Here is a 21035-nt window from a genome sequence, read left to right on the forward strand (position 1 = left end):
TTCATGCTGCAGGTACACCTTTAACTATAGAGCCAGATGGTACATCTTTAACAACCACTGCTCCAGCACCAATTACCGATCCATCACCCAAGCTTATACCAGGCAAAATCACTGCTCCGGCTCCGATCAAAACCCCATTACCAACACGTACTCGTCCACCTAAAGTACTATTGGGAGCAATATGTGTATAAGCACCGATTTTAACTTCATGATCAACAATTGCCCCATGATTTACAATACATCCTTTACCAATGGAACTCTCAGGCCCAAGTATTGCGTTTGCAGCAACAAATGAACCTGAACCTATAACAGCAAATTTGGATATTACAGCTGTAGGATGCATAATTGATAATGGTAATGATTCAGAATTTAAAGAATTATAAATCCGCTCCCGAACCTGGTTATTACCAATAGCAACATGTACAAATCCAATATGATCCAATAAAGTATCCATTGTTGAGTCGACTATAATACCGTAAATCTCTGTGCCAACTAGTTCTTTATTACTATCACAAAGTGATACAATGTAGGAATGGCAGGTATTAGATAAAGTATCAATAACTACCTTTGAATGCCCACCACAGCCAATGATTTTCAATTTAGTATGCATTACACTTATTCAATATATGGTTATTTAAAGGTAAAGTTGTTAACAATTTATAACATTTTTCACTTGTCATTCCATCTCCATAGCAATTTGTATAAACCTCATTACTTCTTTGCAATGCTTCTTGTAATCCAGCCCTAATAGAATCATAAGAGGTGGAAACATCTATAACATTATCACTACGGTCGCGAAGATTTTGTCTACTGCCAACATTGACTACAGGCAAATTAAAGGAAGCAGCCTCTATTATTCCACTACTTGAATTACCTAACATGACATCAACATGAGCCAGACAATCAATAAATTCTGCTCTTGGTAAATGTTTTAAAATCTTCACATCAGGATATTCACTGTATTCTTTAATTACTTCTCGAATTAGGTGTCCACCTGCATCAGAGTTTGGTTCCAAACAGATAACCTGGAGATCAACAGCTAAAGCGGCATCAATAACATGTCTGAACTGATTTTTCAATTCATTATATTCTTGTACGACAGGATGATAGATACATAAACACATTTTTTTATTTGAAGAAAATCCAAAACGTTGATAAATTGATTCCTTATTGGTGATTTTATAGTTTTTAATTGCTTCTAACCCTGGAGCACCAACAACAAATACAGACTCTTCCTGTTCCCCCATCTTGATTAATCTTTGCTTAGAATTCTCTGTCGCAACAAAATGATAATGCGATAATTTGGAGATAGCGTGTCTGATCATTTCATCTACTGTGCCTGAACGCTCTCCACCATGTAAATGAACTAAAGGTATGTTTAAATGGACTGCTGAAATCGCCGCGGCCAACATTTCTCCTCTATCACCAAGCAATAATATCAAATCAGGTTTTTCTTGAGCAAAAACATCGGTCATACCTAATATTTCATAACCAATACTTTTTGACATCATTATATGAGTTGTATTTTCAACGTCTACTGCTATACGACCACAAATTGTCAAACCATCTGATTCAATTTCTTCAACCGTATTCCCATAAACCGTAGAGAGGTGCATGCCTGTAACACAAATCAAAAGCTCAATGTGTTCAGAGGCATCAAGCCTCTTAAGTACTTCTCGCATAAGTCCATAATCTGCTCGCGTACCGGTAACATAGATTATTTTTCTTCGCATCATACTTCTATATGTTCCCATAACAACGTACTTCCTTCTGGAAGATCTATCTTGAGTTTAGCCCCGACTACTTTGGGCAAGGCTGCAGGAGTAATTCCGGTGCCAGGTCTAAGTAAGATTAAATCATCCTTTGAAATATATGTTCCTTTTGATAAACCATGCTTTAAGGTTACACTTCTACGTACTAAGGCTCTGATTGGTATTTCATTATCTGCTGGTTTTTTTTCATCAGAACCCAATGCAGATTCTGTATCTCTTATTGCCTGCACCATTTGCTTTAATTCTTCTGGCATCATAGAAGCGGCATGATCTGGACCAGAAAGTGTTTTATCCATAGTAAAATGTTTTTCTATAACACAAGCACCTAATCCTACTGCCAAAGTGGGAACTAAAATACCTAAAGTATGATCAGAATATCCGACAGGTAAATTAAATTCTTTTGCAAGAGTTTGCATAGCTCTTAAATTAACATCTTTATATGCTGCTGGATAATTTGATGTGCAATGCAATAAAACAAGATCATTATTTATTCTATTACCTAACAAAGGACTTACTGTATTAACTGCTTGCCGCACTTCCTCAATATCGCACATACCTGTAGACATAATCAACGGAAGCCCTTTTTGAGCGATATGTTCTAAATAAGGGAGATTAGTAATTTCGCCTGATGGAATTTTTAGCCGCTTTACACCAATCGATACCAAAAAATCAATTGTATCTTCATCAAAACCGGTTGACATGAACTCAATATCAAGGGATGTAGCTAATTCACTCAAAAGGTAATGATCATCCTCAGAAAGTTCCAATGCTTTTAACATTTCATGCTGAGTATTTGAATTTGAAGAATTTATTTTTTGATATTGAGCTTTTTCGGCTTTTTTGTTAACTAAAGTATCTGCTTTAAATGTTTGAAATTTAACTGCATTTGCACCAGAGTCTCTTGCTGCATATATTAATTCTTTAGCTAATTGAATATCACCATTATGATTCACTCCAGCTTCTGCAATAACAAAACAACTCATAAAAGAACCCCATTACTTATAGAAATAATTCCAATGATACTTATTGCACATCAATAACTAATCACTACAGGCAATAATAAATACAACTATTTTGAGATAGTAACAAGCTATTTAATCTATTTCACAAAGTAGCATGAATTATAATAAAAATTTGAAGTATACATGAAAATGAGTGTTGATTACACAAATCATATACATATATAAACCTCCGAATACGACAGTTTTTTTTGTTATGTTCTGCGAATACAGGTGGTAAGGATTAAAATTCTTAGTCATCTAAATATTTTCCTCAAACACCTGTCGCCAATTGCCCCATTTTAAGGATATACTTGAAAAATAGTGTTAAACAGGAATTCTGCATGTCCTTGAAGGCCATGTATAACCAAATCGCTGAGAATTATGCTACCGCTAATCGCTTTGGAGCAATTAGTGAGAGTCATCATGTTGCTATTGAACAGATGAAGAAATTTCATTTGGGCTTAAAACCCAATTATAAAGTTCTTGATCTGGGTGTTGGCGACGGTGCCTTTCTGCGCAAGCTTCAGCACATTATGCCTGCTGCAGAATTTACCGGTATTGACGTTTCTTCTGAAATGTTAAAGCGTGCCAATGAAACCTTGAGTTTAAAAACCATAGAAACCAGTGCGGCTGATGCGAGCAAATTCTTGCCTCCCCATAGTCAGGATTTGGTTCTTGCACATTTTATTAATGCCTACATTCCTATCAATATCTTATTCGATGAAGCTAAATTGTTAACACGGGCTACTGGGCATTATTCAATGATCACGACTACCTATGATTCATTTCCTGTCGCACAACAGCAATTAGCTGAATTTATAGCCCAGGATTCTTTATTAAGCAGTGTCGTGGGTCATTACTATAAATCCATAGTCAAAAATACTACGGTTGCCGCAAATCTTGATGAGCTGATGCTCGCCTTTAAACAGCATCAGTTTGAAATCATTGATCACAAGCGCCTGGAAATACCGATTACGCTCAATAACATTGACGAATTAGCTCTTTTTGGCATTGAAGGCACCTGGTTTCTGAATACCCTGTCAATTCGCATGTTACCTAAATATTTTTTGATTCAACGGTTGAAACGACTGTTCAGCAAAATTTTCACTTTCCCCTATCATGATACTCATATAATAGATGTAGTCCTTGCAAAGAAGTGATACTCTGTTTTTATAAGATATTTTAGATTTATATTTTCATGGACGAGGTGAACAATTGATATCTGAAACTATTAAAAATTATCTTCCCGAATTAAATCTACGACAAAAACAAACCAATAATATTATCTTCATTACATTCTGGAGCCAGTTTTCAGTTTATGCGCTTAATACTGTTTTAATTTTATTTCTAACTCGCCCCCTCCTCTCTCAGGGTTTGGGTTATAGCCAGGCTAAAGCCTATGCATTTATTGGAGTGACTCAAGCAACCGGATATTTGATGCCCGTACTTGGTGGATACATGGCGGATACTATTGTGGGGATCAGGCGATCCATACTTCTTGGCAGCATCATGCTGGCATGCGCCTACTTACTGGTAATGCTTAGTGGATACACAATAAGCTCTTTGGGAGATCAACTTTTTATTGCAGCATTTGCATTTATTCCCGCTACCAATTCTTTATTAATGGGTACGGCATCCAGTATGGTTTCGCATATTTATTCGGATGATGCAATAAAAGCAAAATCTGCAATGACCTATTATTACATGGCCATTAATGTAGGCGCGCTTCTGGCGACTTTAATCGCGCCTGCATTATTAGACAGCAGGTATGGGCCTTTGTCTGTTTTAACCCTGACGTTCATAGGTAAATCCATTGCTGCGTTGAATTTTGTCAAAAGGTATTCGATTTATGAATCGGTCATCTGGGGCAAGGATAAATCAAGGCTTTCAAAACAAGGTATCTTTCGTTTAATAGGTTATATTGCCGCTATTTATTCACTGACCTTATATGCCTATTCGCATGTTTATATAGCCAGCACATTGATTGCTCTAGGCTGTAGCATAGGAATACTCTGGTTTATAGTAAAAACTGCTCTACTTACAGGCGAAACTCGCAGTAAACAAATGATAGCAGTCCTACTGATAATAGAAGCGGTTGTGTTTTTTATCATTTACAACCAAATGAACAGTACACTGGTTTTATTTGCCAATAATAATTCCGATCATAATTTATTAGGCTTAAGCATCTCTGCGGCGCAATATCAAATGCTAAATCCTTTATTGATTTTAATTATAGGCAGCCAGCTTCCGCGTTTTTACCGGTTGTTTTCTCGTTTCACCATCCCCTATCAATTTGCAGCAGGAACCATGCTCTCAGGTATAGCACTACTGGTCATGGCTTTTGCTGCCAGCAGAGCAACTGAAGGCATAGTCAACGGCAATTATATTGCCTTAACGTACGTTTTAATTTCAATCGCAGAATTATGGGTCAGTGCCATAGGTTTAAGTATGATTGGTTTGTATTGTGATGGGCGCGCAATAGCATTTGCGATGGGCGTCTGGTACTTGGCCAGCTCTATGTCCAACGCAATTTCAGGAAGGGTTGCAGGCTGGGTTGCTATACCAGAACACATTAAAAGCGCGGTAGAAAGTTTGCCCTATTATAAAAGCTATTATCTAATCATGGGAGTTTGTGCTTTGGGCATTGGAATATTCATGTACGTTCTAGCCTATTTCTTACAAAAGAAAATGAGAAATAAAGGAATCGAACTGGCATGAACACATGCTATTCAGGGTAACAAAGTGTTTCAATCTCACATTCTAAACCCTGTTTTCCTTACTTCTTTATGACTAGATAACACTGGCTCAGACTGATTTTCACTAAAAAAAGAAACTCTATACTGAACTGTTGCCCCAGATACAGTCGGTTTTTCTTCAGGTGTTATCAAATTCGGGGCAGGAGTCATTGATGCTTTTTGTGACTGTCCAAGTCGGGAAAGAAAATAGTGTAATAAAGCAATTTTACATTCAATCGACCTCATATAGTGTCTTGAATTATTCAGTTGCATAAAATTATTGTGCAAAGTCATCAGCTCACTGCCAATCACACCATTCACCAGACTTTTAAGTGAAAATACAGGACAACTACCTCCTTCCTGATAAAAGCCTCTTCGATTACATACGGTACGACGATGACCTATCGATGGATTTAAAGGATCCTTACTATAATAAACCAGTGGGTATGGATGTGCTCGTCCACTGAGGAACAGTCTAATTTCATTCAGTCTAATCCATTCATTGGCTTCATCACTGTCTGGAGAGGAAAAATCTGGACTGATGGCTGAATAAGAGGGTTTCCTATAAAATTTGATTAATCGCTCCACCCTGATTAATTCCTTCAGGGTAAATTCCATAGCGTTTTGATATTCAACAGGTTGTGTAAAGGGATCCAATTTTAATCGGATAAAAACACCGTCCTTTATTGTATATGGTTCTAATTGAGTTACATAAGTTCCAGTACAGGTTTTCTCATATAAATTGAGTTCATGATAACCATCCCCTAAATTATCCTCAACTTTATAATATTCATAAAAAAATGGTTTCTCATTGAATTCAGCTCTAACACCATCTGCCAGAAATCCAATCTTGATGATTCTAAAAACTGCCGCATGTCCTCTCATTCCTCCACCCTGAAAAATCAGTTCATCCGTATCAGACTGCATTTGCCTTCCGGGGAGAAATCGAAGCATGCTTATATAAGAACCGTAACCTATAGAAATAAAGGGACAACCATAAAGCATTGCATTCAAGTTTTGCTCTATTAACGATGAAATCAGATTTTGCTCTGGTTCAGCTAAATGTTTAAGTAAAGGCATCTGAGCCAACTGTCCATTCAGGTTGGGAACCTTGAATTGTTCGTGCAGATATTTGATAAATTTTGTATCAGTTTTCAAACTTTGTCGTAATTTCCCTTCTGGTGTATATGCAGCCAAAAGAGAGGCTGCATAATTTAACTCTTCATATTGTACTGTAGTTAAATTATCTCGATTCACTTCAGCATATATCTTTAATGAAAGAGAATATGCACTTGCTGCGTGCGTAGGACTTAGCCTGATTCCATTTCTGATACTATTAGAAAAATCCCTGGCTAGCATCATTGAGTAATCAAGCCTGATCTGCAGGTTATGATGTTCAATCAATTGTTTTAATTGCCGCAAATTATCCAAATGATTTTGCATTACTGAATAATTGCGACTATTTTTTATCTCAGCAACAGGATCTTGATAATACAATGTTAATAGATACCTGATAATAGTGGCAGGTAATTGAAGGGATTCGGTTCGCAATATGGGATTATAACTCACTATAGGATATAAAAAATTAAATCGGGATATAAAATTGATTTGCGACTGAGGCGTATTAAAAGTCAAATGAATTGAAGAAAAATCCTTATATTCTCTCATTTGAGTTAAATCGACTCCCAAATTTAAAAAAAACTGATTTAACCATTCTTGATAAGTCTGTTGAAATAAACGAGAGTTCCAAAAAATATTCTGTAGACTATCCATTAATACTAGATAGTTATCATAAGGAATAATAATTCCACTCATATTAGAGACATTGACAGGATATCCACCAGCCCACTCAACCAATGAAAAACTCTTTAGAGAATTCTTGGGTAACGCAGGGATAAATATGCAATTGAGGATTTTGCCTTCTGTAAATTCAACAATACCCAGCGCCTCATAACACCAATCTTTAAAAGTCATTCAATCAAATGTCGCTAATAAAACCACATTGGACTTATTATAGGCTTTTAATTGGGAAATTTGAACCTACATCTGAGGTTTATAATTATACCGATTGTTGTCCAATTCTCTTTCGACGCTCCGCTACTTGTTCCTGAACGATCCTAATTTTTTTAGATCATCCTTGCGAAAAAGGGGATCCATTAAGCAAACACAATCAGGTGTTAATATGATGCATGGATTCCCGCCTTCGCGGGAATGACGCATTATTTAATCATATGGGTTTATAATCAAACGGTTGAATAATTAAATGCCTTGGTTCTTCAGCGCTATAACGAGGATGAAACCCTATAACAAGTGCAAATTAAAATTATTCATCGTACTTTTTTAATAGAAGAAGATCGTTCAGGAGCAAGTCTCAGAGTATTGAGAAGTAATTGATTAATTATCAATATCCACTGGATTTATGCGCTTACTTAGGTTCTTCCAAGCCTAAATTATCTCGTTTGAACACTCGATCGGCTCTATAACTGGATCGCACCAGAGGACCCGATGCTACTTCAAAAAAGCCTTTTTGTAAGCCTATCTGTCTTAATTCGGCAAAAGTTTCCGGGGTCACATAACGCTCTATAGGCAAATGATTTTTTGTAGGTTGAAGGTACTGCCCCAAAGTTAAAATATCCACTTGATGAGCACGCAAATCATCCATGGTTTGAATGATTTCCTCATTTGTCTCACCCAATCCCAACATCAGACTGGTTTTGGTTAAAACATCAGGTCTGTATCGTTTGGCAAAAGCCAATACATTTAAAGTTTGATGATATCCTGCCCTGTTATCCCGAACTGGGTGTGTCAAACGCTCAACGGTCTCAACGTTTTGCGCAAAAACATCAACACCGCTATCCAACAGAACTGCCACATCGTGTTCAACACCCTGAAAATCAGGAGTCAGAGCCTCGACTTTGGTTCGCGGAGAACGTTGTTTAATCGCTTTGATCGTCTTCGCATAATGACTGGCTCCACCATCAGGTAAATCATCTCTGTTAACCGAAGTTAACACGACATAATCCAGATTCATCAGTGCAACAGTATTTGCGGTATTATCAGGTTCTTCCATGTCAAGCCAACCATGTGGATTCCCAGTATCTACAGCACAAAATCGGCAGGCACGAGTGCAGACAGCCCCCATTAACATGATAGTCGCGGTTCCATGCGACCAGCATTCGGCAATATTAGGGCATTTCGCTTCTTCACATACTGTCGCCAGACGATGTTTTTGAACCTGTTCCTTCACTTGGTTATAAGCAGGAGTGGTGTGATTTACAATACGTAACCATTTGGGTTTTGGTAAGCGTTCATGAGTAAGACCTGTTGACTTCACCCCGTCCTTAATTGCGGTTACCCCATTTGAAGTTTTATATTTTTGCCCGCTTTCAACTACAACTGGAATATCAATGAGTTTACTCATAGTACTACCCTAAAAACCAAGAGTTTAGATAATCCCAAATCATGGGTACAAGATCAAGTCAAATTTGCATCCAGCAAAATGGTTTATCCACCAGAAGATAGCTCATTTTAGATTCGATTATAGTATTTCAATTCGATTTCGTCCGCTGTTTTTGGCTTTATACATTGCCTTATCAGCCCGCATAAATAAACTTTCAATATCATCACTTTCAATAACAGTGGTTAGACCAAAAGACACAGTCACATCAACTTTTTTATCTCTATAATAAAACTGACAGTCTTCAACCAGTTTTCGTAATTTCTCAAGAACAGAATATGCCTGATTTCCGGGAGTATCCTCAAAAATAAATACAAATTCCTCACCACCAAACCGAGATATAAAATCCAGATTGCGAATTGAGGATCTAAAAATCATTGCTACCTTTTTAAGAACTTTGTCCCCGGCCAAATGCCCAAAATTATCATTAATGTGTTTAAAATGATCGATATCGCCAATAGCCAATGATAATGGTTTGGAATGCAGTTTCCATCGTTGGTATGAGTCCAGCATACATTCATCATATGCTTCACGATTAGGTAAACCGGTTAAACTATCGTGATTAATTCTGTATTTTTGGAAGGACAACAGATTCCTGATTTCTTCAGCATGTTGCTGAGACTCCGTTAATTTTGTTTGTAATGTTACAACCTGTTGTTCAAACTCTTTTTCGCGTCGTTGTTGGTTTTTGCGAAATGCTCTGATTCGGTCTCCGATAAGTTTAAGATTTTGGCTGACTTTTGCTGACAGCTCTTCAATAGTCGTTGAATTATCCATATGATTTTTGATTTGTTCTATATTATCTTGAATTCCATGCTCTAACTGACGGCATTCGAGAACACCATCTTTCTGATTTTTAGAAGTAGCTTTCAAATAAACATCAAAATCATGAAGTTGATTCGTTAAGTGTTGAAGAAATCCTTTAAATCTGTTTTGCTCTACATTAAAAGCATCTACAACCAACTCAGTTAATCCGTCAATTATTTTATTTAAATCCTCAGTGGTTAACTGACGTTCCAGAATTAATTTTATCTCTTCTCTTTTTGCATCCAAATCTTGAGGTATCGATAAATGATTAATTAACTGCTGTAAGCTGTCATTAATTTTTAAACTGATTTCCCCATCTTTATTTTTTAATAATTCATTGACAGAGGAAACTTGCGACAGATCTTCGATTTCTTTAATAACTGAGGACACACATTGGGTAAGTACTTCATTAAAATGAATCAGAATTACCTGATTCTCCACCTCAGTGTCCAGCATTTTAAGTAATTTGGAAACGGCCCGTTTATCATGAGATTTATTGGCTATACGACTTACAGAATCAACGCCCTGCTTCACCAAGCCTGTTATTACGCGGGAACTCTCTAAATTTTTATTATGTAATTTGGCAAATTGATCCACCAATTCATTGACCTTTTTTTCCAATGCAGCAGGGTCAAACTCTGCATCCAATTGATCGCGAAATTTAGAGAGTTGCTCATCCATTTCATAATTAATACCCACGGGGGTTATGATCAATTGATTGATTACATTTTTTAATGCATTGATCTGCAGTTGCATTTTGTCGCATTTTGTTTCATAACGACCAATTGTATTAACTATTTTCTTCTTAAGCTCTTGATCAATCATTTAAGAAATCCTTTTCTTAATTCATGTATTTTGTCTTTTATTTACAATTTCCAGTAACAATTTCGCGTGTGATCCATCACACAACGGCGGATTTTTGGTTTGTTTGCAATTACAAAAATGAAGGTCTTCTGTTAAATCGGCCAAATAATAAATCGACTTTTGCCCACAATCATCTTTATCGCAAAAAGGTGGTTTAGTACTTTCACCGCAACTGCACCAATAATATTCCTGCCCTTGCTGAACTTCTACGGCAATTGGAAATAAATCTTTGTATTTCGAATCGTCCATTTCAGGAACTTCCCCCTATTCATCACACGGTATCATTCCATTATCTATTGTTAAGTTTATTCTAAAAATCCTGAAATGATCATAATTCTGGATTTATTTTTATTGATTCCTTTGTTTAATCTTTTACCGGGCTAAGGTATTTACTTAAAAACCAACCACAGACAAATAAAATGATTAAGGTAAATAAGGATAATGCCAAATTAGCCAGGGCCCAAGGATAAATAATTAAAAATAAGCCTATTGTCATAATATATAATAAACCTATCGTATTTAATCTTTGCCTCAATTTGGCAAAAAATTCAGTACGAATGAGCATGACATATAATGCAAGTGTAATGAATAAGAATATTAAATAAATACCCTGGTAAGCTAATTGATACAGGATCAATTGAGCATTGTTTAGCTGTTGATTATATAACCATTGGCCAAAAATATAGGACCAGTTCATGATACAGGTTTGTTGATAGGACTGAATCATAAATGCCAGCAAAAAGGTCAATAAAAACAGTAAATGTGTTGTTGTACGTTTCCTGTAATATTGGCCTGCGAGATAAAAAGAAAATAACCCAGTAAATGCCGCAGGCAAACGTAAGAAAGGTAATACCCCAAAGAAAGTACTCGCATAAGCCTGTTGGAAAAAATGCACTCCCCCTACTGTAATAATAAATAACAATCCGGCCAGTAATTGCTTTTTTCTCTCTTCCTGAATAAAAAGAAGCGCAAAAAATCCAGCGAGACAAAAGAAGGCACAGGGATTAAATGCATCCATTAATGCAATTGTTCCAATATATTTTGCTGCAGATGGGTGCTCTATCATGGACGAACCAAACATATTTGCATGGCCCCAACGTTTTAATACATTAACAGTAACTGGTGATAATGTTCCATTTTTTTCAATTTCATTTTTACAGTAAGTCAAACCTCGAAGCAGATCTTTACCCGTGGTCTCATTCGATGCAAAGCCAATCCAGCGCGAATTACAAAAAAATACAGAAGGCACGCTGAAGTCGTACATATTCTGTTCCATTAATAATTGATTAAACTGAATCAATGCCTTTTTATCTTCATTAATCATATAACGCTGTACATGCAACCATGGAGTGGTGGCTTGCAGTTCACTAAAAAAAGCATCCGCTTTATGACAATATTTACAAGTAGTAGACAGATACAATTCAACATTAATAATGACCTGTTTATCCTCTTTCTGGGTATACCAGACGGCAGGAGTAGTAGCCGCCCAAAGATTGGACCATACTACAAATAACACGAATAGAATTCTGAAAGTTGTTGTCATAGCTCGGATGTATTAGTCAAAAGATAACTATAGCACCCAGTGATCATTTTGAGAAATGAAGAAATTGAACATTTATAACACAAGACTTACGAAAAACCTCTGGGATCGAGGCAAAAGGAATGTTTGTAACGTCTCAATTTCCGCGCTAATTTCGCCATCCAGAACGCAGTGAATGATCTCCACGAGCAGGCACCATGCTGATTTCAAGAGATCTCTCACTTCGTTCGAAATGACGTCTCCTGTATTAATTAAAGATTCCTTTTAACGAAAAGATTGGGCGTTTTTCGTAAGTCCGGGTTAATTATGAATGTAATGTTCCAAATGCTCTATAACCCTTGCCTTATCATCCAGTAAATGTAAAAGCAAATCACCAATTGATAATATCGCCAGAAACTCATCATTTTCACGAATCAAAAGATGTCTTCTTTTCGTCTGAGTTATTACTTGCATCGCTTTTTCAACTGTATCATGTGGACTGAGTATACTTACTTTAGTGAATACTACATCAGAAACCTTGCCAGCATTGAGATCCACACATTGATGCAAACAGGAGCGAACAATATCTCGTTCACTTACTATACCAATCAGTTTATTCTCTGAATCGACAACTACAACTGCACCTATATCCATATCCACCATTAAATCAATACACTTTTTTACACTTTCATTGGGATGAATGTACACAATTTTTCGTGGTGGCATTGGTAATACACTGTAAATTAAGTGAGCCATTTCACTCTCCATGAGTACAAATTACTTTTATTGTTAACTTACTGTATAAATATAGCACAAACATCGATGCTGTTTTAAAATATCGATACTTATTTCGAACAAAAGTCAGGAAAAACGTCTATGTTAAGTTTGCATCGATTAGCACGTTTGAGCGCTAAGGTATCCGGACATACATTTAATCATCTTATAGACCTTAGTTAATTCACACTGAGTGAAATGACGTCATCCTCGCGAAGGCGGGGATCCATTTAGCAAAAAACAATCAGGTTCTAATTTGATGCCTGGATTCCCGCCTGCGCGGGAATGACCTACTTTTGCTCACACGGAGTGCCCATTAATCAGCCGAGTAATTAAATGTCAGTATTCCTCAACGCTTGCGCGGGAGAGGGAGTTTAACCATGTAAGCGGGGCATTTACTGCTTTTATTAAGGCGAAGATGCTTTAAAAACTTTGGGACGGTTGCTTAATATTAGAGTTCAATTTTTATGAAGTATCATCCCCGCTTGTGCAGGGATTGACCTATAGAATGTAGAGGAACTACAGAACATGCTACATGTATGGCGAGTGTTAGGGGCTATAATCAAGCCCCCTATAACAAAAGAATAAAATTGATTTGATTATTTTCTGGAAATAATCAACAGATTAATTCACAACACGCCATGAACCGTCAGCTTGACGACATGCTTTACCATAGATTTGTTGGGTTTTACCGCCGATCAAGGCTTTGGTTATGTATTCACGACAAGGTTGTTGTGAACGATAATACGTTCTCGTTGGTTGTACTGTATAACGATTTCCATTATCAGGGTTAGACCAGACTACAGCCCTGCCAGTTGGAGCAGTTTCTAAAGCACGTTGCATTTCCATGCGATCCTGCCTGTCCATAGTCTTACCAATTTGACCACCTAAATAAGCACCTAATAAGGCGCCTCCAGCTGCGGCCATTACTTTTCCTGAACCACTGCCAAATTGACTGCCAAGTAAACCACCTACAACACCACCTGAAATAGTACCTACGCCTTCATTATTTATTGGCGCACAACCAACTAAGAAAAACGACAAAGATAACGATGCAACAGTTAATTTTTTCATTACAGTTCACCTGTTTAATGAGTTACAAATCGGTTGCCATTCTACCATCACGGCCAGATATTATCCATAGTTCAGGATTTCGCCCCAAATTACTGTTTCATCTGAAGAAACTTTTGATGAATCATTCCTTAGTCATCACTAATCATGACGCACCCGTTCGGAGATCTGGCATAACAGTTCATAGCCAATAGTACCAGCAGATTTTGCAATTCGCTCAACTAATATATGATTTCCCCAAAGTTCAACAGGATCACCTATTTTAACTTCAGGATGGTCAGTTAAATCGACTGCCATCATATCCATGGATACTCTACCTGCAATTACAACCTCTCTTCCACAAACCCAGACCGGGGTACCAGGAGCTATATGCCTGGGATATCCATCACCATAACCTGCTGCGACTATACCAATCACTGAAGGTTTATCACTTTTCCAGGTGCCACCGTATCCCACTTGAGCATGAGGAGGATGGTAATGAATAGCGCTTATAGCAGACATAAACCGCATTACTGGTATTAATCCCAATTCTGGAGCCATTTGATGGTTAAATGGAGACACACCATAAAGCATGATACCAGGCCTTACGACATCCCCATGCGTTTCTGGAAATGAAATAATTGCTGCTGAATTAGCGATGCTGCGCTTAGTGAATCCTGGTACGTTTATACTTTCAAATAGAGAAATCTGTTGCAGATTCTCTTGTCTTAGCGATTCATCCGCACAAGCCAAATGACTCATTAATCCAATATCTTTATCAACCCAGGAACAGGATTGTAATGCACTCATTATGTCCTGGAGCTCCTGGACTTTAAATCCTAAACGATGCATACCCGTATTTACTTTGACCCATAATTTAATGGGGTTAGGTAAGGGTGTATTAATAAGCCATTCTAATTGATGAGGATGATGCAGTACGCAACCGAATTGATTTTGAGCAACTACCAATAATTCATCGGGACTAAATACTCCCTGAAAAAGAATGCATTGAGTCTGGCTTCCCATTGCCTTAATGACTAACGCTTCCTCAAGACAAGCTACTCCGAAGCCATCCACCTGTCCTTCAAGTACAGGAACCACTGCCTTGACGCCGCAGCCATAAGCATTGGCTTTGACCATGGCAATTATTTTTTTACCGGGAGCAAAACGTCTTATTTGTAATACATTATGTAATAGCGCGCTTGACTCTATTACCAGTCTGGTAGGTCTGGACACCTTAATCTACCCCTTGATACCCATTAAAAGCCAAATCCTCAAAACGCGTGAATTTACCAAGAAACGCCACTCGAACTTTACCAATTGGTCCATTTCTTTGCTTGGCTATGATAATTTCAGCAGTTCCTTTATCTGGGCTATCCTCATTATAGACTTCGTCCCGATAAATAAAGCAGATTAAATCGGCATCCTGCTCAATAGCGCCTGATTCCCTTAAGTCAGACATTACTGGACGTTTATCCGCCCTTTGTTCCAAACTTCGATTCAACTGTGACAACGCAATGACAGGTACCTGTAATTCCTTTGCCAAAGATTTTAGACTCCGTGAAATTTCAGATATTTCTGCAGTTCTGTTGTCAGCACCAAACCCTGGCGCTTTCATTAACTGAAGATAATCCACCACAATCAAGCCCAGTGAGCCATGCTCTTTTGCCAAGCGTCTGGAACGCGCTCTCATTTCTCCGGGACTTAATGCTGGCGTATCATCAATGAATAATGGGGCTTCAGAAAGCATATGTACTGCTGAAGTAACACGCGGCCAATCATCATCATCCAGTTTACCGGTTCTGATACGGTGTTGATCAATACGCCCCAGAGAAGACATCATCCTCATCGCAAGGGAATCAGCAGGCATTTCCATAGAGAAAACCAATACCGGTTTACCCGCCTTGATGGCTGCATGTTCTGCCATGTTCATAACTAAAGTAGTCTTACCCATTGAGGGACGACCCGCAACGATCACCAGGTCTGAGGGTTGTAAACCTGATGTCATCTCATCTAAATCTGATAAACCTGTTGCTAGTCCGGTAATCGCATCACCACTATGATAGAGGGCATCAATTTTTTCAACAGCACGTACCAAAATTGACTTGATATTTTCAGGACCGCCATCACCGCCAGTTTGTTCTCCAATAGCAAATACTTTGGATTCGGCCAGGTCCAATAACTCAGGGACTTGCCTTCCTACTGGATTATAAGCTGAATCAGCAATCTCTGTGGCGACTGCGATTAACTGTCTTTGTACTGATTTTTCCCTGACTATGTCCGCATAGGCCGATACGTTAGCCACACTTGGGGTATTATTTGCCAATTCAAATAAATAGGCTTCACCACCGGCATCATCTAACTCATTATGAGACTTTAGGGCGTCAAGAAGTGTGACTACATCAAAAGGTTGATCCTTTTTAGCTAAGGCAGCAATAGTTCTGAATAAAATGCGATGTTCCGTGCGATAAAAATCTGCTTCACATAGTTTGGTACTGATTTTATCCCAAACCTGATTATCCAGCATTAAACCACCAATTATGGATTGCTCTGCTTCAGCAGAGTGAGGTGGGCGTTTCAATGGATCAACTGTTTTTTTAGAAGTTTGAAGCTCTAGCATAGTCGGGGCACGATAGTTAGGTTACAGATACTTTTTTATTAATACCATTGTAATGTGCTTTTAACAAAAAAGGCACACTTTAGTGTGCCTTTTTATACTATTTTTTTATAAATCAGATTATCTAACCCAGGTTTGAGTACGACCCAGAACAGAAACTCCAACATAACCTCTTACATAAAGTTTGTTACCTTGAAGGGTCATCTTGGCTTTATAAATTTTTCCAGTTTTGGGATCCAGTATTGAACCACCACCCCAAACTCCATTACCTTCGTCTTTTAGACCCCATACAAAACCAATGCCTTGAATTTTCTTACCTTTGAAAGCTCCAGGACATTTTGAGCAAATACCAGTATCACCTGGTTGTGGATAAACTTTAACGATATAACCGCTTAAAGTTCCGTTGGAGATAGACAAATTAACTACAGCTCTTTTGGCACCTGTTTTATCATCGATAGTAGTCCAGGTTCCAGCAGGTGTGCCTGCGGCGATAGCTATAGGTAAATAACATACTGCAATCAAAAAACCACATAGTGACTTCCATACGTTCATAAACATTCTCCATAATTAGCAACCATTAAAAGCATAAGCCATGATCATCAATTTTGCCAATATTTTTTTAAAATCATTTATTTATTAATCAGTTATGAACTCTATTTACACGATCCAGCTTGTTAAGCAACATGTATGAGAATCGTTGGATCGTAACCTGTATTAGGCGGAGCCGTAATACAGGGATTATAGGACTTCGAAATCCCGTATTACGGCTCCGCCTAATACGGGCTACATCGTTGTATTTCTTTTCGCAATCTCACCAGATTGCATTGAATGATCAGTTCGTAGCCTGTATTAGGCGCAGCCGTAATACAAGGATTATAGGACTTCGAAATCCCGTATTACGGCTGCGCCTAATACGGGCTACAGGGTTGAATATCTTTTCGCAATCTCGCCAGATTGCATTGAATGGGGAGATTTGAGTGCAGGTTGCACGATCTCGTCTGCTAAAAAAGCGCAGCATACACCTGTATGTGAGCATTTTTTAGCAGGCGAGATCGCGCAAGATGCGCCAAATATGCCCATTCAAGTGAGGGGCATGAAAAATTGATCCAGATCTGCTTCCGTCAAAGTCATAGTCTTGGATGCATCAGAGGACAAGATACCATCTACCAACAATCGTTTTCTTTCCTGCATCCCCAAGATCGCTTCTTCTACAGTTCCTGATGTTATTAATTTATAAACAAAAACTGGATTTTCCTGTCCTATCCTATGAGTTCTATCCGTTGCCTGATCTTCAACTGCAGGATTCCACCAAGGATCGTAATGAATCACCGTATCAGCACGTGTCAAATTGAGGCCAGTTCCACCAGCTTTTAAACTGATTAAAAATATAGGAATCGAACCTTTTTGAAATTGCTCAACCAAAGCCTGTCTGTTTTGGGTTTGCCCTGTTAATTTCAAATAATCGTATTTTCTTTCGTTTAATTGCTCTTCTATTAGTTTTAACATTGAGGTGAACTGAGAAAAAACCAATACGCGTCTCCCTTCTTCAACCAGATTATCCAGTAGCTCCATCAACGTCTCCAATTTACTGGAAGTACCATGAGCAATAGCTGCTTCTGGCAGAGTTAACAATCTGGGATCGCAACAGACTTGACGCAATTTCAATAATGCATCCAATAGCAAAATATGACTTTTCCCTAATCCTTGTTTGGCAATGGCATCTCTGACTTTTTTCTCCATACTCATACGAATTGCTTCATAAAGATCTCGTTGAGGGCCCACGATTTCGATGGTACGGGTCATCTCAGTTTTAGGCGGTAATTCGCTGGCTACTTGATTCTTCGTTCGCCTTAACATGAAAGGCTTCACCCTTCGGGCTAATAATTCTCGTCGCCCTAAATCAGCGTATTTTTCTATAGGAGTTCTAAACCAAAGCCTGAATTGTTTCGCATCACCCAGCAAACCCGGCATTAAAAAGTGAAATAAAGACCAAAGTTCACCTAAATGATTTTCCAAAGGTGTTCCGGTAAGACACAAACGATGCTTTGCTTTTAATTGTTGAATAATCTGAGTCGTTTTAGTGCGCGCGTTTTTAATAAATTGCGCCTCATCAAGAATCAGATAATAGAAATTATAATTAACAAATTTCTCTTTATCCCTATGAATTAGACCATAAGTAGATATCACTAAATCGTAATCATCAAAATTATCCAGGTGCCGATCACTGCCATGATAGGCGACTACAGATAAATCCGGAGTAAATCGTTTCGCTTCCGCTAGCCAGTTTCCAACCAGACTGGTAGGGGCAACGATCAAGGTAGCCTGAGTCAATCGTCCTTGTTCCTTTTCATAGAGCAAATGAGCAAGAGTCTGTACCGTCTTACCTAATCCCATATCATCCGCCAAAACTCCACTGAATTGACTTACCCGTAAAAACTGCAACCAATTCAGTCCATACTGCTGATAATCTCTTAAACTGGCATGCAGTCCTGAGGGTGTTGGAATTTCTGGTAAATCGCTCAGGGTAATTAACTGACGCAATTCTTTTCGTAATGACTCTGCACCCTGCCAACGAGATTTCGTCGCAGCTAATGCCAGTTCGGCTTCCTGCATCAATATAAATTGATATTTATTGATTTGTAATTGATGATTTTCATCTATTTGACGCAATCCAAATTGGAACAACAGGCGAATTAACGGCTTAATCCGTCCCATTTGTAACTGCAGAACCCGTCCATCCTCTAGAGGAAGATTAACGCGTTGTTCATCAGGCAAACCATCCAAATCATTTCCACTATATCGTTGAATTAACTCTGCAACCAAAGGAACAATACTGACGGGTCTGCCTTCTACTAAAATACCCAGTTGGTAAGAAAAGAAATCTGTAGTGCTTTCCTGAATATCTGAAAACCACTCTACATCCTCAGCACTCACTACTTCCTGATATAATGAACTTTTAAATTCCACCCGCCACCCTTGGCTTTTTAAAAAAGGCAAGGATCGGGCATAAAAAGGTTCAAGATCTGCTGGAACAGTTGCATTTACAAAGACGAAGCACTCATGCTCATCAAGATTCCAATTATATTCTTCCCATTTATGCGTAGGTCTTAATTCAATTGATTGATGTAACTCTTCTAATTTTAATTGTTCAAAATCTTTGTCCCGTTTATATTCAACCAATACATCTTCTTGCTGACGCATCACATTGAGACAGGGTTCAGCATAAGGGATAATCAAGCCATTGTAGTCAAAGGAAACCTTCGCGATAAATACCGCGTTAATGTCTTCATCTCGGTCGTAAAACCAGGATGACTCACTATCAAACTCATTAATTGTATCCAGTGTTAAAATAGGTATTGGCTTAACTTCTTTAACTTCCCGACTTTTAAATACGTGTGGAGTGGGAAACTCTGGACATGTTTTATCCATTTTTTGCGCTAACAATTCAGCTTGATCTATAGGTATCGGAGGAGCTTCCAATAAATGACGTAATTGCCTTACAGGATAGGGTGTAACCAGTCGACCCATCACGGGCACAGAACTGTCAAAATACCAGCTTTCGTCAAGCAGTAAAGGCTCAAGACTCACTCCATCATGCATTAATTTTAAACTTTGATTTCCATTAGTTGCCAGAACCCACTCGCAAGTTCCAGTCAACGTTTCTCCTAATTGGATAGGGATGTCTTCATTTTCAATAAAAAAAGCACGTCCTGTAGCAATAATTTTTTCCAATAATTCCGTATTACGAATCGTTAAATTATCAAACCAGCCAGAAACACCACATTTGAATAATAATTGCGCGACTATATCATCATCATTATCTATAAAGTGTTGTTTTTTGGATTCTGGTAAGCTATTAAAAATACTCTTTTTACCATAGCCACCACGTTTTAAAATTTTAGCCAACGCCAATTTAATAGAAACTTTATGTTCATAACCCGAAAGTTTTACTGCAATTAAATAATTTAAATGGTGGGTTGCTTCGTATTTTTTAACTTCGGTCGCTTCCTGAGCACGTAAGTTCTTGAGCCAGACATCCAGTTTTTTATCCAATTTAGTAGAAGATTGCGACTGAAGATTAAGTTTTTCCCTATCTCGCAAGGCGAAGAGGCACGCGGCTGCATGTTTACAATTACTATGATAGGAGCAGGAACAACGGGATGGTTTGCCCGGCCATGTTTTCAAATCCATGTGAATATCGTAAATCTGACTGCTGCTGCCTTTAACTCGTCCTTTTAATAATCCATCACTCAAGCGAATATTGAGTACTTGACCATTTTGAAAGTACTCTAATCCCCGGAGCAGTATTTTCGATTCAAAAGCTTCGGGCATTTTTGATATTGCTTCATTTAGCATAAAATAGAATTATCCAGGCAAAAGGGTCTATTGTAGTCAATTTTGGTTCTGAATGACAATTGTCTCTGTAACAGGATGTTTGT

General features: G+C 38.1%; 16 protein-coding genes. 2 read left to right on the top strand and 14 right to left on the bottom strand.

From position 1 onward, the window contains the following. Position 1: 1 nt before the first annotated feature. Genes IZU94_RS08765 through neuB form a run of 3 tightly spaced genes read right to left on the bottom strand, consistent with a single transcriptional unit; the run spans position 2 to position 2755 of the window. On the bottom strand, positions 2-610 hold the full coding sequence (locus IZU94_RS08765; RefSeq protein WP_203109918.1) for an acetyltransferase: 609 nt from the start codon (positions 608-610) through the stop codon (positions 2-4). Next, entirely contained in the window at positions 600-1754 is a 1155-nt protein-coding gene (neuC, locus tag IZU94_RS08770) for a UDP-N-acetylglucosamine 2-epimerase (RefSeq protein WP_238400301.1), read from the bottom strand. The genes IZU94_RS08765 and neuC overlap by 11 nt, the downstream gene beginning before the upstream one ends. Further along, positions 1733-2755 carry an N-acetylneuraminate synthase gene (neuB, locus tag IZU94_RS08775; protein WP_203109919.1) on the bottom strand — a complete coding sequence of 341 codons (1023 nt, stop codon included), beginning with the start codon at positions 2753-2755 and terminating at the stop codon, positions 1733-1735. Before neuB ends, neuC begins: the two co-directional genes overlap by 22 nt. Before the next feature lie 359 nt (positions 2756-3114). Here neuB and IZU94_RS08780 point away from each other — a divergent pair, with 359 nt between their 5' ends. Then, positions 3115-3933: a class I SAM-dependent methyltransferase gene (locus IZU94_RS08780; protein WP_203109920.1), complete on the top strand. Its 819-nt coding sequence runs from the start codon at positions 3115-3117 to the stop codon at positions 3931-3933. A 55-nt stretch (positions 3934-3988) separates the two neighbouring features. Further along, positions 3989-5491, top strand: a complete 1503-nt coding sequence (locus IZU94_RS08785) for a peptide MFS transporter (RefSeq protein ID WP_203109921.1) — start codon at positions 3989-3991, stop codon at positions 5489-5491. Positions 5492-5526: 35 nt separating this feature from the next. Here IZU94_RS08785 and IZU94_RS08790 read toward each other — a convergent pair whose 3' ends face one another. From IZU94_RS08790 to IZU94_RS08840, 11 genes are all read right to left on the bottom strand, one after another. Then, positions 5527-7482: a hypothetical protein gene (locus IZU94_RS08790; RefSeq protein ID WP_203109922.1), complete on the bottom strand. Its 1956-nt coding sequence runs from the start codon at positions 7480-7482 to the stop codon at positions 5527-5529. 451 nt (positions 7483-7933) lie between these two features. Continuing rightward, the gene (lipA, locus tag IZU94_RS08795; protein WP_203109923.1) at positions 7934-8929 is read right to left on the bottom strand and encodes a lipoyl synthase; all 996 of its coding nucleotides are present in this window, start codon (positions 8927-8929) and stop codon (positions 7934-7936) included. Positions 8930-9046: 117 nt separating this feature from the next. Next, positions 9047-10597 carry a GGDEF domain-containing protein gene (locus tag IZU94_RS08800; RefSeq protein WP_203109925.1) on the bottom strand — a complete coding sequence of 517 codons (1551 nt, stop codon included), beginning with the start codon at positions 10595-10597 and terminating at the stop codon, positions 9047-9049. Between the two features lie 21 nt (positions 10598-10618). Then, positions 10619-10885 carry a CDGSH iron-sulfur domain-containing protein gene (locus tag IZU94_RS08805; RefSeq protein WP_203109928.1) on the bottom strand — a complete coding sequence of 89 codons (267 nt, stop codon included), beginning with the start codon at positions 10883-10885 and terminating at the stop codon, positions 10619-10621. 115 nt (positions 10886-11000) lie between these two features. Next, a complete protein-coding gene (locus tag IZU94_RS08810; RefSeq protein ID WP_369410892.1) occupies positions 11001-12152 on the bottom strand; it encodes a hypothetical protein in 1152 nt (383 codons plus the stop codon). Positions 12153-12476: 324 nt separating this feature from the next. After that, positions 12477-12911, bottom strand: coding sequence for a CBS domain-containing protein (locus tag IZU94_RS08815; RefSeq protein ID WP_203109932.1), 435 nt, complete (start codon positions 12909-12911; stop codon positions 12477-12479). A gap of 642 nt (positions 12912-13553) precedes the next feature. After that, the gene (locus tag IZU94_RS08820; protein WP_203109934.1) at positions 13554-14003 is read right to left on the bottom strand and encodes an RT0821/Lpp0805 family surface protein; all 450 of its coding nucleotides are present in this window, start codon (positions 14001-14003) and stop codon (positions 13554-13556) included. A 138-nt stretch (positions 14004-14141) separates the two neighbouring features. Continuing rightward, positions 14142-15215, bottom strand: coding sequence for an alanine racemase (alr, locus tag IZU94_RS08825; protein WP_203109935.1), 1074 nt, complete (start codon positions 15213-15215; stop codon positions 14142-14144). A 1-nt stretch (position 15216) separates the two neighbouring features. After that, positions 15217-16599, bottom strand: a complete 1383-nt coding sequence (dnaB, locus tag IZU94_RS08830; RefSeq protein WP_203109936.1) for a replicative DNA helicase — start codon at positions 16597-16599, stop codon at positions 15217-15219. A 117-nt stretch (positions 16600-16716) separates the two neighbouring features. After that, on the bottom strand, positions 16717-17148 hold the full coding sequence (locus IZU94_RS08835) for a DUF2147 domain-containing protein (protein WP_203109937.1): 432 nt from the start codon (positions 17146-17148) through the stop codon (positions 16717-16719). 528 nt (positions 17149-17676) lie between these two features. Next, positions 17677-20952 carry a DEAD/DEAH box helicase gene (locus IZU94_RS08840; protein WP_203109938.1) on the bottom strand — a complete coding sequence of 1092 codons (3276 nt, stop codon included), beginning with the start codon at positions 20950-20952 and terminating at the stop codon, positions 17677-17679. Between the last annotated feature and the right edge of the window lie 83 nt (positions 20953-21035).

This window comes from Legionella bononiensis, from assembly GCF_016786215.1.
Taxonomy (GTDB): domain Bacteria; phylum Pseudomonadota; class Gammaproteobacteria; order Legionellales; family Legionellaceae; genus Legionella; species Legionella bononiensis.

Bases quoted from the DNA above. Each gene is read 5' to 3' on its own strand.
- IZU94_RS08835 (WP_203109937.1), bottom strand. From the start codon at position 17,148: ATGAACGTATGGAAGTCACTATGTGGTTTTTTGATTGCAGTATGTTAT.
- lipA (WP_203109923.1), bottom strand. From the start codon at position 8,929: ATGAGTAAACTCATTGATATTCCAGTTGTAGTTGAAAGCGGGCAAAAA.
- IZU94_RS08780 (WP_203109920.1), top strand. From the start codon at position 3,115: ATGTCCTTGAAGGCCATGTATAACCAAATCGCTGAGAATTATGCTACC.
- neuC (WP_238400301.1), bottom strand. From the start codon at position 1,754: ATGGGAACATATAGAAGTATGATGCGAAGAAAAATAATCTATGTTACC.
- IZU94_RS08815 (WP_203109932.1), bottom strand. From the start codon at position 12,911: ATGGCTCACTTAATTTACAGTGTATTACCAATGCCACCACGAAAAATT.
- IZU94_RS08840 (WP_203109938.1), bottom strand. From the start codon at position 20,952: ATGCTAAATGAAGCAATATCAAAAATGCCCGAAGCTTTTGAATCGAAA.
- dnaB (WP_203109936.1), bottom strand. From the start codon at position 16,599: ATGCTAGAGCTTCAAACTTCTAAAAAAACAGTTGATCCATTGAAACGC.
- IZU94_RS08800 (WP_203109925.1), bottom strand. From the start codon at position 10,597: ATGATTGATCAAGAGCTTAAGAAGAAAATAGTTAATACAATTGGTCGT.
- IZU94_RS08790 (WP_203109922.1), bottom strand. From the start codon at position 7,482: ATGACTTTTAAAGATTGGTGTTATGAGGCGCTGGGTATTGTTGAATTT.
- IZU94_RS08765 (WP_203109918.1), bottom strand. From the start codon at position 610: ATGCATACTAAATTGAAAATCATTGGCTGTGGTGGGCATTCAAAGGTA.
- neuB (WP_203109919.1), bottom strand. From the start codon at position 2,755: ATGAGTTGTTTTGTTATTGCAGAAGCTGGAGTGAATCATAATGGTGAT.
- IZU94_RS08805 (WP_203109928.1), bottom strand. From the start codon at position 10,885: ATGGACGATTCGAAATACAAAGATTTATTTCCAATTGCCGTAGAAGTT.
- IZU94_RS08820 (WP_203109934.1), bottom strand. From the start codon at position 14,003: ATGAAAAAATTAACTGTTGCATCGTTATCTTTGTCGTTTTTCTTAGTT.